The following is a 16,053-nucleotide window of genomic DNA, read 5'->3' as shown; positions in this document are numbered from 1 at the left end:
AATACAAAATTGATCTAGCAATCTAGCACCACCCATATAACTACCTAAAAATAAACAAAATAAAACCGCTAGATCAAATCAAATTTGATCTAGCAGTGATCTAGCGATCTAGCACCTTTTCTCGTCTTGGTTTTGGTCATACCCCCAGTATCTCTCACTTTTTATTGACCAATAAATAAAAATCATTGGCCAATAAATTCAGATGAATGGCCAATAAAATAAATCCATTGGTGAATAATCTGAGAGATTATTTAAATCACTATTAGAATTGTATAAAATAAACTAAATGGCTAATTACTATCCATAAATAACTTACATTATGTATCTGTAGTAGATCTTTTTTAACTAGTTTTGCAACATGAAATTGTATCTGAGAAGACAAGCAATCATTGCATGGCTGTTACTTTTCACAATTGCTCCGATGGGAATTGTGAAGAGTTTCCATACTCATGAAAAGGGAGAAATCAGTGCTACCCATCATTGCAGTGACTCCTCATGTGATTGTGCTATCTGCCAGTTTCATATTCTACCCTTTATTGAGACGTCTGTTTTTCATCTTACGGTTCACCAAATTGTTCGTCCGTGCGAAACTGTAGCCAGAATCTTTAAGGTTAGAAAAGTAGCCCTCTACTCCTACTCTTTACGGGCACCGCCATACATATTTTAAAATAGGAACAAATTATGCGCACCCATTCAAGGTGTGCTACTCTCATTTTGTACATTTTAAAATAAGAAATTATAATGAAAGGATATCTATTATTAATTCCCTGTTTTATCTGTACCCTACTGCCATGTATGGGTATGGAGCCAACAGGAACGCCTACTGATGCAAGCATCTTTGGGCATATCACTGATGCGAAAAGCAAAGAACATATACCATATATAAATATATTAATAAAAGGTACTACAATAGGAACAACATCCGATGTTTCGGGTCATTTCCTACTAGAGAATTTGCCCGAAGGCAATTGGACTCTAGAGTTTAAGTCGGTTGGTTACAAGACTGTAACAAAAGAAGTGTCCGTTATAAAGAAAAAAACTATTGAGATGGACGTTGCATTGACTCCGGATTTAATTTCGCTTGACGAAGTCGTGATAAGCAGTAACAGAAACGAAACTACAAAACGTCTTGCACCTTCCTTGGTGAATATCCTGAATACAAAATTGTTTGAAGATACACATTCCGTCTGCCTGGCTCAGGGATTAAGTTTTCAATCTGGCGTACGCGTAGAGAACAATTGTCATACCTGTGGTTCCGAGCAAGTTAGAATCAATGGTATGGAGGGTTCTTATACACAAATATTGATCGACTCGCGACCTATTTACAGTTCATTGGCCGGGGTATACGGACTGGAACAGATTCCTCAGAACATGATAGAACGTGTTGAAGTATCTAAAGGAGGCGGTTCTGCACTTTTTGGTTCATCAGCTATAGCCGGAACAATAAACATTATCACAAAAGAGCCTACCCGAAATTCAGCAGAGTTCTCTCATGATTTCACATCTATAGGTGGAACAAATGCATTCGATAATAACACAAGTTTGAATGCATCATTGGTTACCGATGATCATAAAGCAGGCTTATATATCTTTGGACAAAGCAGGTATCGCGACGGATATGATCATGATGGCGATGGTTTTACTGATCTTACCGAGATGAGTAATAAAACGATCGGCATGCGTACGTATCTTAAAACAAGTAATTATTCAAAATTGTCATTGGAATATCATAACATTACTGATCATCGACGAGGCGGAGATAATCTTGATCTTCAGCCTCACGAAGCCGAAGTTGCAGAAATGGCCAGCCATTCAATAAATGGTGGCGGCATTAATTATGATTTATTTTCACCCAATTACAAACATAAGCTGAACATTTACACTTCCATGCAAAGCATTATCAGAACAAGTTATTCTGGTACCGGTAAAGATTTGCGGGGATATGGCAATACGAACGATTTTACTTACATGGCTGGTGGACAATATACTTATAATTGGGAAAAGTGTCTGTTCATGCCTGCACAATTCACCGGAGGAACAGAATACACATACGACAAACTACATGACGAGATTCTTGGATATAATCGTAATATAAAACAAACAGTACATACTGAAAGCCTCTTTATGCAGAATGAATGGAAGAATGATATGTGGAGTTTCTTAATTGGCGGACGATTAGATAAACACAACATGATAGATAATGCCATATTCAGTCCCCGCATTACCTTGAGATACAATCCGGTAAAAGACATAAATTTCCGCCTAAGTTATTCAACCGGATTCCGAGCCCCACAAGTTTACGATGAAGATTTACATGTTTCAGCTGTTGGCGGTGAGATATCTGTTATAAGCTCAGATCCTGATTTAAAGCCGGAAAAGTCACAAAGCTTAAGCGCTTCAATGGATTTGTATCACACATTAGGAGAAACTCCCGTAAACTTCAGAATTGAAGGATTCTATACAAATCTAAAAAACGTTTTCGTTCTCAATGACATAGGAACAAACGAGGAAGGAACAATCTTGAAAGAAAGAACTAACGGAGAGGGAGCAAAAGTGATGGGATTTACTGCAGAAGGTGAACTTGCTTTTTCGTCTTTACTTCAAGTAGAGGCAAGTGCTACTTTTCAGAGAAGTAGATACAAAGAAGTGGAGAATTGGAGTGCAACAGAGGATTTAGGCTCAAAGAAAATGCTCCGCACACCCGATACTTATGGTTACTTCACGGCAAAATTAACTCCTATAAAAAGATTTGAAATGGCACTTTCTGGCACTTATACAGGAAGTATGCTAGTGCCTCATGCAGCCGGATATATTGAAAAAGACATAAATGTTTCTACACCCGATTTCTTTGATATGAACATCAAGCTTAGTTATACATTCCCGGTTTATCAGCAAATAGCGCTTCAGGTAAATGCAGGTGTACAAAATATTTTCGATGCATACCAGTCCGACCAGGATAAAGGAAAAAATCGCGATTCTGATTTTGTGTATGGGCCCATCTTTCCAAGGAGCTATTTTGTTGGAGCAAAATTAAGCTTCTGATTTTTTTTGTAAAGAATCAAACTTAACAAACAGATAAGTTCAGATAAAATTACTAAGGGATTACTCTAAAGATTAAATCAAATAAAGAACTTATATCTAACAAACTAGAGTAATCCCTAAAGCAAAAAACATAAAATTTGAAAAAATAATAGTGAAAATAGTTATTAATAAGTACGTTCTGCTTATCTTAGTTCCCAAATTAAAATTGACCTATGAAATTTTTTCCAAATTTAAAAAAATCGAAAGAAGAACAAACAGAACTTGTTCAGTCTAGAATTGAATACTATTTTACACTTATTCGTGTGTATTATCAGTCAACAATGGCTATCAATCTGGGAATTACCAATATCAATGCATTACCAGATATGGCTATGTTTAAACGAACATTAAAAATCCAGACACAAAACGGACGTCTGGGAGTTGCAGAAAGATCGCAATCCCGTAAAATGTTAATGCAGGGCTATGGTTTAAGTGAGCAATTCTTTAAAGAAGTCGATGCATCTTTGAAAGCTAACTGTAAAAAACAAAATGATGCACAATCATTTCTTTTTACTTTTCAAGGCTTTTCAAATGACTTGTTAGTGGTGATCAGTGATCAGATGAAATTTAAGATTGCTATGCCTAATTTCCTTAGAAAAGCACTTTATACTGTAACACAACAAACCATTCACAAGATTCTGACTAAGGATGACTGGAAAAAGGATGAAGTTTACAATGCATGTAGAAGCGTTAGAAAGTACAGAGAGAAACTTGGATATTCAGAATCATGGATGGCAGAGTATGTATTCCCTGTTCTCCTGATATCAAAAAGCGGAAAGAAAAAGAATCCTGATTTCTCAAAAAGATAAAGCTGATTAAGCAGTAATACTAATAAAAACAAGGCCGTCTTAAAAATAATTTGCCATCTGTCTGATTGCATTTTATCTTTAAGGCAGCCTTGTTTGTTTTATAATTGGGTTTAGTCAAATCTACTTAATAAATCCCAATAAAGCCAACCGTAATTTCTGCTTGCTTCTAAAGCTTCTTCAGTAAGAGACCATTTAAAATTTATCGGATCCATTATGGTATCAAAGCCAGCCTCTTTTAATTTACTATCTATAATTTTAATAGAAGATCCTTTCAAACCATAGCAACCAAAAGCAGCTGCCTTTTTATTCTTAAATTTTAAACCTTTCATTTCATCAAGGAATCCTGATACAGATGGAAGAATACCATTGTTAAGACAAGGCGAACCTATCAATATCCCCTTAGAACGGAATACTTCCGTAACCAAATCACATCTGTTATTTACTGAAGCATTAAATAGTTTAACATTCACATGCGTATCAGCAGAATAGATTCCTTCTGCAATCTTTTCTGCCACAGATCTGGTGGCATTATACATAGTATCATAAATAATCGTTATCTGGTTTTCATTATAACTATTTGCCCACATTAAATATTTTGTAACTATCTGCAAAGGGTTATCTCTCCAGATAATACCATGACTAGGACAAATCATTTCAAGAGGTATATTTTTTCTTATATAGTCATTAATCTTAGATGTAATCACTTTACTAAATGGTGTAAGTGTATTGGCAAAGAATTTAATGGTCTCGAAGTTCAATTCACATTGATCTACCAAATCATTAAACAAAACTTCCGAACTAAAATGTTGTCCAAACAAGCCGCTGCTAAAAAGTATATGATCTTTAGTCAGATAGCAAAACATGGTATCAGGATAAGAAGAAATAGGAAAATCAACAAATAGCAATTCTTTTCCATTACCAATGGGTAAGCTGTCACCAGTTTTAACTGTCACAAAATTCCAATCCTGAAAATAATGACCTACAAGTGCATCTTTTCCATTCTGAGTGCAATAAATAGGAGTATTAGGAATTAGCTTCATTAATTCAGGTAGTGCACCACTATGATCACCTTCCGCTTGAGTACAAACAATATAATCTATAGACGTCAAATCTATTTCTTTTGCCAAATTATTAATAAATTCACTGCTATAAGACATTATTACCGTATCTATTAAAACAGTTTTTTCTTCCTTAATTAAAAAAGAGTTATACCTGGTTCCTCTGTAAGTAGAATACTCGTAACCCGGATACTTACGCATTTCCCAATCATTTTTGCCAACCCAATAGACATTGTTTTTGACTGTTTTCTTCATAATAATAATTTAAAAGTTATAAGATTGAATTAGATGTTTCGATGAAAGTTTACCAATAAATTCAGGTTAAATACTTATTTTCAAATTGGCGCAATAAGTCGTGATAATATTTGTGAGCATCCTGACCAAATAATTTTCCTTCCATAAAAACAAAGTCTTTGTATAGAAAGGGTTGTTTAACAGAAGGTATCAACTTATCACCCATTGGAAAAAGAATATTATTTTCCTTTTGAATATGATTTTCCATTAATGTTACGTAATTCTCTACAGATTCTATAAACTTGTTCACAGCTGACTCATCACCGCTTTTCATCAATTCAATTGCTGAAGCAATATCTTTAATATATCCTCTGCCAACTTCATGTTCAAATCGCATTACTGCGACCGGACTATTTTCATTAGACATTCCCTCTTCTACAAGAGCTGGGAAGTAAATAGTCTCTTCTTTTCCATGATGAAATTTATCGGCAAATAATCGAAGGAAGTCTATGATTTTATCTAAATCATCTAATTCAGGTTTATGAGCATTCTTTGCATTATCAGATATTTTTGTTAAAATTCTGAGAACAGTTTCAATAGCCTGATGATCATGTTTTAAATCCTCTGTAGGTTTCATTTCTTTGCTTTTTATTTAAAACTGTTAAAAAACAAAAGATATAAGCTTATCAAAAATTCAAGTTTAGTTAATACAAAAAAAGAAACTTATAACTTATTGATAATTAAAAATATACCAATTTTAGTTATAATTTAAAAGTATTTATTAAAATAATAATTTTAGTTATTACTATTTATAACAATCACCGTGAACAAATGTATGTTAAATATTTTAATACTTATAAGTAAAACGTCTTAATTTAATATTTATTAACCAATAAGTGAATAAACATTCAATTTTAATCATTTTTTACCTACTCAGCAATAAAGCGATAAATACAATGGCTTCGATATTTCTGGCCAGGACGAAGCACTGTAGTTGGGAATTGAGGTTTATTGGGACTATCTGCAAAATGAAGCGTTTCCAGACAGATTGAATTTCTAGTTTGATAAGCTATACCACCTTTACCAACAAGTTTTCCTTTTAATCCATTGGCAGTATATACATGTAATCCCGGTTCGTCTGTATAAACTTCAAGCACTCTCCCACTTTGAGGATCTTTTAATTTAGCAGCAAGGCAAGTATCTTTCCCATGAGTATTAAGTACAAAGGTATGATCGTATCCACCTGTTACTTGAAGTTGAGAGTTATTTGCATTAATGCGCTCGCCTATAGAATGTGGAGAAGTAAAGTCGAATGGAGTACCGGCAACAGGAGCTATTTCTCCTGTAACACATTTCAGTGAATCATATGGAGTATAACCATTTGCATTAACATAAAGTAGTTGTTTTTCTACAGTAGTATTCAGGTTACCGGAAATATTGAAAAAAGAATGATGGGTAAGATTCACAACTGTAGGGCTATCAGTAACTGTTGCAGTATAATCAATATCAAGTTCGTTATTATTAGTCAAGGTATAAATAACTTTAACATTAAGATTTCCGGGGAAACCATTTTCACCGTTTACTGACAGATATTTAAGACGAAGCACATTTCCGGCAACTTGTTCTGCTTGCCAGATTTTTGCAGCAAAGCCAGGATCGCCACCATGAGCAGAATGAATGCCGGTATTTGGTTTTAATTTGTATTGAACCGAATCAATTTTGAAAGTAGAATTAAGAATGCGGCCTGCATAACGACCAATAGTTGCTCCAAAATTTTGTTTCTGAGAAATATAGTCTTTTATGTTTGAGAAACCACATACCACGTCTTCCATTCTCCCGTTCCTATCTGGGGCCATAATAGAAACAACTCTTGCACCATAATTAGTGATACATACTTCCATGCCATGAGTGTTTTTTAAAACATACAGTTTCGTAATCTGCCCATTTACGTTTGCATCGAAATCTTTGCACCGAAGTCCCGAAAGTGACAACTCTTGATGACATTTACAAGCTGTAAGAAGTGTAAAGACTGCAAGCAACGAAAGTATTATTTTTTTGTATACCACTGCTATATAGTTTTTAAGTTTGTTAATTCATGTACAAACATAGTAATTATTGATGAATAACTATTAAATTTGCATGTCATAAAAATGAAATTCAAGGATGAAAAAGACATTATTTTTACTGATGCTCCTATTTGTAGGGGTTACGTATGCTTCTGCTCAAAAGCAGGCAGAGATTACGTTCGACAAAACAACTCATGATTTCGGTACATTCTCTGAAGACAGTCCGAAAGTAAGATGCGAATTTTCCTTCACAAACACAGGAGATGCACCTTTAGTTATTAACCAGGCTGTAGCTTCATGCGGATGTACAATCCCTGATTACACCAAGGAACCAATTATGCCGGGCAAAAAAGGTACTATTCTGGTAACTTATAACGGCGCAGGTAAATATCCTGGCGAATTCAGGAAAAGTATTACAGTTAGAAGTAACGCCAAAGTTGAGTTAGTAAGACTATACATCAAAGGCGAAATGACTCCTAAAACAACAAAAACCGCGAAGAATTAACTCCGCGGTTTTTTTATTTATCTTTTTATAGTTCTATTCCTAACTTATATTTCTTATACGTATCTTTATAATTATCTCTTCTTATTTTTTACAAAGTGTTTTGTTGTAAATAGCAAGAAGTATAATAAAGCAATTACAGCAAAGATTATTCCTACCTGAAATACAATCATATAAGAGCCTGATTCCACCAGATTACATCCTAAGGCAACTCCTATACCTACGCCAACTTCCCAGGCCAGCAGATAATTTGTATTCGCAGTTCCACGCTGACAATGCTCGGACAAATTCACGAACAATACCAGAAAGTCTGAAGCAGCCAAACCAAATCCCAATCCAATCAATACACCTGAAGTTATCAGAGATATCTCATTATAATGAGTAATCAGCAATAACAATGATAGAATTATCAGAATCAGCCCACTTACTATCCTTGCACGGAAATCAGCCTCAACGAAGACAACCCGGTTGGCTATCATTGCAAGAATAAAGCCAAAACCTATTGCACCGAAGAAACGAATAGTAACGTACTGCAGATTAATAGAAGCAGCATACACATTAATTGTAGATATCAGCATTCCGAAGATTATAGAAATCAGAACCAGATTGCCAGATGTTACCCATCCACGGGAAAGAAGAAAACGATCTGTAGAAAAAGCTTTAGCTCCTATCGGTGCACGAAACGGAACTTTGATTATTGCCATACAAAGAAATCCGGCAAAACCAGCAGCTATAGATGCATAAAGAACTGTTTGCAAATCAGAAAAACTAAAAAGTAACAATCCAAACATCGGGCCAAAAGCCATTCCCAGGCGTCCGGCCCAATTGAAATGAATGTTTCCTTCACTTCTACGGGTTGTTGAAGTGATATCAATAGCAACAGTACTGCTTGTTGCAGTTGTTATACCAAATAAAGCTCCCTGTATAATTCTAAGTACAGCCATCCAGAAAAGACAGCCTATCAATGAATAGCCTCCAACAATGGCAATTACAGTCAGAAAAGAGAACATACAAACATCTTTGCGCTTATATGTATCTATTATATAACTATAAAAGGGACCGACAAGAAACATTGCTCCGGCAAAAAGAGCCAGCACTATTCCGGCCTCGCCCAAGGTTGTAGAAGGAAACTTTGCCACCATATACATGGGAAGTATAGGCAGAAACATGTAGAGGGATACGAAAAGCAGGAAATTACTGATGTAAGCCCACACAAAATTTGATGTCCACAACTTTGCAGTAGAAACTGTATACATACGAAAAGGAATTTTAGTATTGTTCTTTTTCGTTAGGGAAGTCAGTACTCTTTACGTCTGCCACGTATTGTCCGATAGCATCGGTCATTATTGTATGAAGATCAGCATAACGACGAAGGAACTTAGGACTGAATCCTTTGCTCATTCCCAGCATATCCTGAATTACAAGCACCTGACCATCAACTTTACCACCAGCACCAATACCTATAACAGGAATAGTCAATTCTTTAGCTACTCGTTCTGCCAATGTAGCAGGAATCTTTTCAAGAACCAAAGCGAAGCATCCGGCTTCTTCAAGCAAGTGAGCATCACGAACCAGTTTTTCGGCTTCAAAATCATCCTTAGCACGAACTGTATATGTACCGTATTTATTAATTGATTGAGGCATCAATCCCAGGTGTCCCATAATAGGAATACCGGCAGAAAGGATTTTATGTACAGAGTCAAGAATCTCTTCACCACCTTCAAGCTTTAAAGCATCGGCATGAGATTCCTTCATTATACGAATTGCCGAAGCAAGTCCTTCAAAAGAATTACCTTGATAAGAGCCAAAAGGCATATCGACAACAACCATAGCACGTTTTACGCCACGAACAACTGATTTACCATGGTAAATCATCTGATCTAATGTAATAGGTAAAGTGGTTACATTACCGGCCATAGTATTTGAAGCGGAGTCTCCAACCAAAATTACATCCATTCCTGCACCATCAACAATCTGAGCCATAGTGTAGTCATAGGCAGTAAGCATTGAAATTTTCTCTCCTTTTTGTTTCATTTCAATCAGACGGTGAGTTGTCACCTTTCTGGTATCTTCATTAATATATCCAGCCATAATTATAAATTTTTAAAAAATTGCTGCAAATGTACAGCTAAAAGTTAAGAGAGAAAAGAAATCTATTAAAATAAACCATTTATCACATTAAAAGTTCATTTTATAAAAAAGGAAGTAAGAATCAAAGCAGTTACAAGTTGATTTTTTATTTAATCGGGTATTTAACAATGTTACGAGCTACAATATTAAATATAAAGGGAGAGATTTTTATTTACCGGTGGAATATTTTTCGTTTGATATACATCTAAAGATATATTTGATGTATATCTAAAGGTGTGTTTGATATACATCAAACGCATGCTTAGATGTACATCAAACGCACCTTTATATGGGGGTCTAAAAAAGAATATGATTCTTTTGAATAAATTATCCTCTTACAGACATTAATTTATCGAAGGTGAAACCTTTAAAATCATCAATTACATAATCGGCTTTATCCTGAATTGCTTCGCGAGGATTTGTAGTTGCAAGTCCGATAACTGTTGATCCGGCAGCATTTCCTGCCTGAAGGCCATGGAAAGAATCCTCGAAAACAAAACTATTTTCGGGAGTAGATCCAAGAATTTCGGCACCTAAAAGGAAGCATTCCGGATTTGGTTTTGATTGTTTAAAGAGATCTGCAGTAACAATAGAATCGAATATATCCAAAACTTCAGGATGAGCACGATACACATTCTCCATCTTCTTGATATCCGAACTGGTTACAACTGCCATCTTAACATCGTTTTTCTTCAGATCTTCAATAAAATCGAGTACTCCGGGAATATAATCGTATACCATATTTTCTTCAAAAAGCAACAAGTCTTTGCTGATCTGTTCCTTTTCTTTCTCCATGCCTTCGAAATACTTATCATAAATCTGAACCAATGTTTGTCCTTTAATGATTCGATCGAAGTTAGGAAGATCCGGACGATATTTACGTCCCTGTTCACCCCAGAATATACTATACTGAGTTTCTGTGTCCATTACTACACCATCAAAATCAAAAAGAGCTGCAATCGTTTTACTTTCTTTCATTATCTATATATAATTTTTGCGTTGCAAAGGTCCGAATAATAGTTGAATGCGACAAATAATTCGTACCTTTGCGGCACTTAAAAAAATGTAAAGTCGTTTATGTCTGTTAAGAACAACCCTCACATTCTCGGAACCGAGAGCATTGGTAAATTATTGCTTCAATATTCAATCCCCGCTATTATAGGGATGACGGTAACTTCATTGTATAACATTATAGACAGTATATTCATTGGCCACGGTGTGGGTGCAATTGCTATCTCAGGGCTTGCCATATCCTTCCCGCTGATGAACCTTGTTATTGCGTTCTGTACGTTGGTGGGAACCGGAGGAGCAACCATCTCTTCCATCCGTCTTGGGCAGAAAGATCTTGCCGGTGCCACAGAGGTGCTGGGAACTGTACTTATGCTTTGCATTATTAACTCCGTTCTTTTCGGCGGACTGTTCCTTTTGTTTCTGGACCCAATCCTTATATTCTTCGGGGCAAGTGCAACAACTCTGCCTTATGCACGCGACTTTATGCAGGTAATCCTTTGGGGTACACCAATATCATATACAATGATAAGTCTGAATAACGTAATGCGTGCCACCGGTTATCCAAAGAAAGCCATGCTTTCGTCCATGATTACCGTTGTTGCTAATATAATCATAGCTCCCATCTTTATTTTCCATTTCCGTTGGGGAATCCGTGGTGCCGCTCTGGCCACCATCATCTCACAATTCATCGGGATGGTATGGGTGCTTCACCACTTCATGAACAAAGAAAACTATGTTCACTTCCAGAAAGGCTTTCACATAGTAAGAATCCGGATTGTGAAGAATATCTTTTCCATTGGTATGGCTCCGTTCCTGATGAATGTCTGTGCATGCGGAATAGTTATCGTGATAAATAATATCCTGCAAAAAAGCGGCGGCGACATGGCAATTGGAGCTTATGGCATCATAAATCGCGTGCTTATGCTTTTCGTGATGATTATTATGGGACTCACCATGGGTATGCAACCAATCGTTGGATATAATTATGGAGCCAATCTACAAAATAGAGTAACACGTACATTAAAGTTGGGCATTATTTCGGGAGTATCCATCAATATGATAGGTTTCATTTCCTGTGTATTCTTCCCCAACACCATATCTTCCATGTTTACAAGCGAACAGACACTGATACATATTGCTGCAACCGGTTTGCGTATCTCTGTCCTGGCATTCCCTTTCGTGGGAAGTCAGATTGTAATCTCCAACTTTTTCCAGAGTATAGGACAGGCAAAAATAAGCATATTTATGTCGCTTTCAAGACAACTCCTTTACTTGCTTCCCTGCCTGCTGTTTTTCCCTCAGCTTTTTGGAACAACTGGAGTGTGGTGGAGCATGGTAACATCAGATTTTCTGGCATTCGTTACAGCCATATTTATATTGGTTTATCATTTCAGGAGAGTAGCAAAAAATCAGCAGCCCGTAGTTTAGCATATTAGAAGAAAAGAGAAAAATAGTTGGGTTAAAGTACAACCAAGCGTAATATTTGTATATTTGTAGTAAAGTTTTTCATTCAGAGAACTATTATTATAAAGAAACAAATGATCAGCATACTACTAAAAAATCCACTATTCAAAGGAACTACTCCTGAGGAACTCACAAATAATTTCGAGGGAATAAATTATCATATAAAGAATTTTAAAAAGGGAGATATTCTTGCCTTTCAGGGCGACCCATGTAACAGGCTGATTATTCTTTTAAAGGGAAGTGTCAGGGGCGAAATGATTGATTATTCAGGTAAACTGATAAAGATTGAAGATATTGGCGCACCACGAGCTTTGGCTCCTTTATTTCTTTTCGGAACAGAAAACAAATACCCGGTAGAGGTTACTGCCAACGAAGAAGTCGATGCCTTGTTTATTCCCAAGGAAAGTGTATTGTTGCTTTTTCAACGCAACAAACTGTTCCTGGAAAACTATCTGAATACATCGGCAAATTATGCCAAAACGCTCTCGGATAAGTTATTCTTTCTCTCGTTTAAAAGTATCAAGCAAAAACTTGCTTCTTACATTCTTCGGCTGTCTGCTTCGGCTGGCAATAAAATTATAATGGACCGTTCGCAACAGGAAATGGCCGATTACTTTGGCGTATCTCGTCCGTCACTGGCAAGGGAACTTGCGCACATGCAGGACGAAGGACTTATATCTGTTGACAGGAAACATATCACTATTCTTAATCCGGAAAAACTTAAAAAACTTATTCAATAAAATATCTGTTATACAAGAAACCATTCATCTTAATCTCTATAAAGTATGAAAACAGATTTTATTAAAATTACTAAGGGAATAACTCAAATCATAGAGATTTGGGAACCTAAATTAACTTCTCTGGAAAAAGAAGTTATCACTGAGAGACGAAACAAGCAAAACCGAAACATTATGCAAATACTGGGGCACTTGGTAGATTCTGCTTCAAATAATCATCAGCGCATGGTACGTCTTCAATATAATAAAGAACTTGTGTTTCCTGATTACAGGCAAGATAATGATCTCTGGATTACTATTCAGAATTATCAGGAATCCAATTGGCACAACCTTATTCAGCTTTGGAAATTCTACAACCTGCACATTATTCAAATTATTAATCAGGTTGATTTCTTAGCTTTAAAAAACTCCTGGACAGACTTCGAGGGAAATAAAGTTTCATTGCAAGAGATGATTACCGGTTATCTCGACCATCTTAATTTACATATCAACGAAATTAAAGAATTAATAGAATCTGATAAGCACAATTAATCGTTTATCTATGAAATAAAAAAATAAATTTTCACTGTTGTAACATTGGTTACAGAATTTCCTCTACACTACCTCATATCTTTGTCACATCAAAAATTAGTAATTAACTTCTAAAAGTAATAAGATTATGAGTATGTTCTGTTTTCAATGTCAGGAAGCTTCAAAAGGTACCGGGTGTACTTTGAGTGGTGTTTGTGGTAAAACTCCCGAAGTAGCTAATATGCAAGACCTTCTTTTGTTTGTAGTACGTGGTGTTGCGGTTTACAATCAGGAATTGCGCAAGGCTGGCACTCCTTCTTCTGAAGCCGATAAGTTTGTATTCGACGGATTATTTATGACCATTACCAATGCAAACTTCGACAAGCAGGCTATTATAGAAAAAATAAAGAGCGGACTTGCTTTAAAGAAAGAGCTGGCTAAGCAGGTTTCTCTTCCAAATCCTCCGGATGAATGTACATGGGATGGTAACGAAAGTGAATTCGAAGAAAAGTCTAAAACTGTAGGTGTACTTCGTAATCAGGATGAAGACATCCGTTCATTGAAAGAACTTGTACATTATGGTATTAAAGGTATGGCTGCTTACGTGGAACATGCATGGAATCTGGACAATGAAAATGCAGATCTCTTTGCATTTATGCAACACGCCCTTGCAGAAATCACAAGAAACGATATCAGTGCAAACGAGTTAATCGCTTTAACTCTGGAAACAGGAAAATATGGTGTTACTGCTATGGCACAGCTTGATGCAGCCAACACCGGTCACTACGGAAATCCGGAATTATCTGAAGTAAACATCGGCGTAGGCAAGAATCCTGGTATCCTTATCAGCGGACACGACCTCAAAGATCTTGAAGAACTACTTCAACAAACTGAAGGAACAGGCGTTGATGTGTACACTCACAGCGAAATGCTTCCTGCGCACTACTATCCTGAATTGAAGAAATACAAGCACCTTGTAGGTAACTACGGTAATGCATGGTGGAAACAAAAAGAAGAATTCGAAACATTCAACGGTCCGGTACTGTTTACAACCAATTGTATTGTTCCTCCTACTAAGAATGCTACATACAAAGATCGTATCTACACAACAGGAGCCAGCGGCCTTGAAGGAGCTACTCACATTCCGGCACGTGTAAATGGTCAGCCAAAAGATTTCTCTGCTATTATTGCACACGCTAAAACCTGTCAGCCACCTACAGAAATTGAGAGTGGAAAGATTGTGGGTGGATTTGCACACGCTCAGGTTCTTGCTTTGGCAGATAAAGTTGTGGATGCAGTTAAGAGTGGAGCTATCAGCAAATTCTTTGTAATGGCAGGTTGCGACGGAAGAATGAAGAGCCGCAGTTACTATACTGAGTTTGCAGAAAAATTACCTAAAGACACAGTGATCCTTACTGCCGGTTGTGCTAAGTATCGTTATAACAAACTTCCTCTGGGTGATATCAACGGAATTCCTCGCGTGCTCGATGCCGGACAATGTAACGACAGTTACTCACTGGCTGTAATCGCAATGAAGTTGAAAGAAGTATTTGAACTTGAAGATATAAACGATCTTCCAATCATATACAACATCGCATGGTACGAACAGAAGGCAGTTATCGTATTGCTTGCACTGCTTCATTTGGGAGTGAAAAAGATTCACCTTGGTCCTACTCTTCCTGCATTCCTTTCACCAAACGTAACAAAAGTATTGGTAGAAAACTTTGGAATTGGTGGAATTAGTAGTGTTGATGAAGATATTGCAGCATTCCTTGCATAAAATACTCTAATTAATCAATATAACAATTTTTATCCCCTAACCAGTTTTTATGTATCCCGGTGCTATTTTAAGCATCGGGATATTTGTTCTAATACTTTATATATTTACTTTTGCCTAACTAAAAAGAAAAAAGATGTTTGCTGAAATAAGAAGAAAAGAGAGAGAAATGGATTCGCAACAAGCTAAAGAAGTTCTTGAAAGTGGATCATACGGTATTTTATCTATGTGCGGGCAAAACAATTACGGATATGGCGTACCACTCAACTATGTTGTTGAAGAAAACCACATCTACTTCCATTGTGCCACTGAAGGTGAAAAGCTTCGTAGCCTAAAAGAAAATAATAAAGTGAGCTTTTGCGTAGTTCAGAATGCCGAAGTTATTGCTGAGAAATTCACTACAAATTACAAAAGCAGCATGGCATTTGGTAAAGCAAGCTTTGTAAGCTCAGAAGAAGAAATTCGTTACGCAATGATGTTATTATTGAAAAAATACTCTCCAGAGTACATGGAAACCGGGGAAAAATATATCAATCAGGCAATTACACGAATTCTGGTGATAAAGATAGATATAGAACACATATCCGGTAAGTTTCATTGAGTTTCTTAATCTCGTTAATTTACCCTAAAACTTATTAGTTTTTTTCCTTATAAAGGCTCTGCTGCTTACATTT

15 protein-coding genes are annotated in these 16,053 nt (G+C 36.3%); 9 read left to right on the top strand and 6 right to left on the bottom strand.

Features of this window, described 5'->3' with window-relative positions:
• Positions 1-358 precede the first annotated feature (358 nt).
• From BUC21_RS16325 to BUC21_RS12395, 3 genes are all read left to right on the top strand, one after another.
• The gene (locus BUC21_RS16325; RefSeq protein WP_139261430.1) at positions 359-667 is read left to right on the top strand and encodes a hypothetical protein; all 309 of its coding nucleotides are present in this window, start codon (positions 359-361) and stop codon (positions 665-667) included.
• A gap of 74 nt (positions 668-741) precedes the next feature.
• The gene (locus BUC21_RS12400; protein ID WP_073402871.1) at positions 742-3,042 is read left to right on the top strand and encodes a TonB-dependent receptor; all 2,301 of its coding nucleotides are present in this window, start codon (positions 742-744) and stop codon (positions 3,040-3,042) included.
• Between the two features lie 212 nt (positions 3,043-3,254).
• A complete protein-coding gene (locus BUC21_RS12395; protein ID WP_073402869.1) occupies positions 3,255-3,890 on the top strand; it encodes a hypothetical protein in 636 nt (211 codons plus the stop codon).
• A gap of 110 nt (positions 3,891-4,000) precedes the next feature.
• Here the strand turns inward: BUC21_RS12395 and BUC21_RS12390 are convergent, their stop codons facing one another.
• The 3 genes from BUC21_RS12390 to BUC21_RS12380 form a co-directional block, all read right to left on the bottom strand.
• Positions 4,001-5,203, bottom strand: a complete 1,203-nt coding sequence (locus BUC21_RS12390) for an oxygen-binding di-iron domain-containing protein (protein WP_073402867.1) — start codon at positions 5,201-5,203, stop codon at positions 4,001-4,003.
• Between the two features lie 61 nt (positions 5,204-5,264).
• A complete protein-coding gene (locus BUC21_RS12385) occupies positions 5,265-5,819 on the bottom strand; it encodes a hemerythrin domain-containing protein (protein ID WP_073402865.1) in 555 nt (184 codons plus the stop codon).
• A 292-nt stretch (positions 5,820-6,111) separates the two neighbouring features.
• The gene (locus tag BUC21_RS12380) at positions 6,112-7,248 is read right to left on the bottom strand and encodes an aldose epimerase family protein (RefSeq protein ID WP_245797108.1); all 1,137 of its coding nucleotides are present in this window, start codon (positions 7,246-7,248) and stop codon (positions 6,112-6,114) included.
• Positions 7,249-7,345: 97 nt separating this feature from the next.
• Here BUC21_RS12380 and BUC21_RS12375 point away from each other — a divergent pair, with 97 nt between their 5' ends.
• Positions 7,346-7,753, top strand: coding sequence for a DUF1573 domain-containing protein (locus BUC21_RS12375; protein WP_073402863.1), 408 nt, complete (start codon positions 7,346-7,348; stop codon positions 7,751-7,753).
• A 71-nt stretch (positions 7,754-7,824) separates the two neighbouring features.
• Here the strand turns inward: BUC21_RS12375 and BUC21_RS12370 are convergent, their stop codons facing one another.
• From BUC21_RS12370 to BUC21_RS12360, 3 genes are all read right to left on the bottom strand, one after another.
• The gene (locus BUC21_RS12370) at positions 7,825-9,006 is read right to left on the bottom strand and encodes an MFS transporter (RefSeq protein WP_073402861.1); all 1,182 of its coding nucleotides are present in this window, start codon (positions 9,004-9,006) and stop codon (positions 7,825-7,827) included.
• A 13-nt stretch (positions 9,007-9,019) separates the two neighbouring features.
• On the bottom strand, positions 9,020-9,841 hold the full coding sequence (gene panB / locus BUC21_RS12365; protein ID WP_073402859.1) for a 3-methyl-2-oxobutanoate hydroxymethyltransferase: 822 nt from the start codon (positions 9,839-9,841) through the stop codon (positions 9,020-9,022).
• A 366-nt stretch (positions 9,842-10,207) separates the two neighbouring features.
• Entirely contained in the window at positions 10,208-10,858 is a 651-nt protein-coding gene (locus BUC21_RS12360; RefSeq protein WP_073402857.1) for an HAD family hydrolase, read from the bottom strand.
• A gap of 99 nt (positions 10,859-10,957) precedes the next feature.
• Between BUC21_RS12360 and BUC21_RS12355 the strand changes: the two genes are divergently transcribed.
• The 5 genes from BUC21_RS12355 (at position 10,958) to BUC21_RS12335 (ending at position 15,980) form a co-directional block, all read left to right on the top strand.
• Positions 10,958-12,319, top strand: a complete 1,362-nt coding sequence (locus tag BUC21_RS12355) for an MATE family efflux transporter (protein WP_073402854.1) — start codon at positions 10,958-10,960, stop codon at positions 12,317-12,319.
• A gap of 110 nt (positions 12,320-12,429) precedes the next feature.
• A complete protein-coding gene (locus BUC21_RS12350; RefSeq protein WP_175550519.1) occupies positions 12,430-13,095 on the top strand; it encodes a Crp/Fnr family transcriptional regulator in 666 nt (221 codons plus the stop codon).
• Positions 13,096-13,140: 45 nt separating this feature from the next.
• On the top strand, positions 13,141-13,623 hold the full coding sequence (locus tag BUC21_RS12345; RefSeq protein ID WP_073402852.1) for a DinB family protein: 483 nt from the start codon (positions 13,141-13,143) through the stop codon (positions 13,621-13,623).
• Positions 13,624-13,750: 127 nt separating this feature from the next.
• The gene (gene hcp / locus BUC21_RS12340) at positions 13,751-15,382 is read left to right on the top strand and encodes a hydroxylamine reductase (RefSeq protein WP_073402850.1); all 1,632 of its coding nucleotides are present in this window, start codon (positions 13,751-13,753) and stop codon (positions 15,380-15,382) included.
• A gap of 133 nt (positions 15,383-15,515) precedes the next feature.
• A complete protein-coding gene (locus BUC21_RS12335; protein ID WP_073402848.1) occupies positions 15,516-15,980 on the top strand; it encodes a pyridoxamine 5'-phosphate oxidase family protein in 465 nt (154 codons plus the stop codon).
• Positions 15,981-16,053: the final 73 nt, after the last annotated feature.

This window comes from Bacteroides luti (assembly GCF_900128905.1).
In the GTDB taxonomy this organism is placed as follows: domain Bacteria; phylum Bacteroidota; class Bacteroidia; order Bacteroidales; family Bacteroidaceae; genus Bacteroides; species Bacteroides luti.
The sequence above is the reverse complement of the archived record's forward strand: the minus strand, read 5'-3'. Positions and strand labels throughout refer to the sequence as shown.

Coding starts and splice junctions, on each gene's coding strand:
- BUC21_RS16325 (WP_139261430.1), top strand. CDS start 359: ATGAAATTGTATCTGAGAAGACAAGCAATCATTGCATGGCTGTTACTT.
- BUC21_RS12400 (WP_073402871.1), top strand. CDS start 742: ATGAAAGGATATCTATTATTAATTCCCTGTTTTATCTGTACCCTACTG.
- BUC21_RS12395 (WP_073402869.1), top strand. CDS start 3,255: ATGAAATTTTTTCCAAATTTAAAAAAATCGAAAGAAGAACAAACAGAA.
- BUC21_RS12390 (WP_073402867.1), bottom strand. CDS start 5,203: ATGAAGAAAACAGTCAAAAACAATGTCTATTGGGTTGGCAAAAATGAT.
- BUC21_RS12385 (WP_073402865.1), bottom strand. CDS start 5,819: ATGAAACCTACAGAGGATTTAAAACATGATCATCAGGCTATTGAAACT.
- BUC21_RS12375 (WP_073402863.1), top strand. CDS start 7,346: ATGAAAAAGACATTATTTTTACTGATGCTCCTATTTGTAGGGGTTACG.
- BUC21_RS12370 (WP_073402861.1), bottom strand. CDS start 9,006: ATGTATACAGTTTCTACTGCAAAGTTGTGGACATCAAATTTTGTGTGG.
- panB (WP_073402859.1), bottom strand. CDS start 9,841: ATGGCTGGATATATTAATGAAGATACCAGAAAGGTGACAACTCACCGT.
- BUC21_RS12360 (WP_073402857.1), bottom strand. CDS start 10,858: ATGAAAGAAAGTAAAACGATTGCAGCTCTTTTTGATTTTGATGGTGTA.
- BUC21_RS12355 (WP_073402854.1), top strand. CDS start 10,958: ATGTCTGTTAAGAACAACCCTCACATTCTCGGAACCGAGAGCATTGGT.
- BUC21_RS12350 (WP_175550519.1), top strand. CDS start 12,430: ATGATCAGCATACTACTAAAAAATCCACTATTCAAAGGAACTACTCCT.
- BUC21_RS12345 (WP_073402852.1), top strand. CDS start 13,141: ATGAAAACAGATTTTATTAAAATTACTAAGGGAATAACTCAAATCATA.
- hcp (WP_073402850.1), top strand. CDS start 13,751: ATGAGTATGTTCTGTTTTCAATGTCAGGAAGCTTCAAAAGGTACCGGG.
- BUC21_RS12335 (WP_073402848.1), top strand. CDS start 15,516: ATGTTTGCTGAAATAAGAAGAAAAGAGAGAGAAATGGATTCGCAACAA.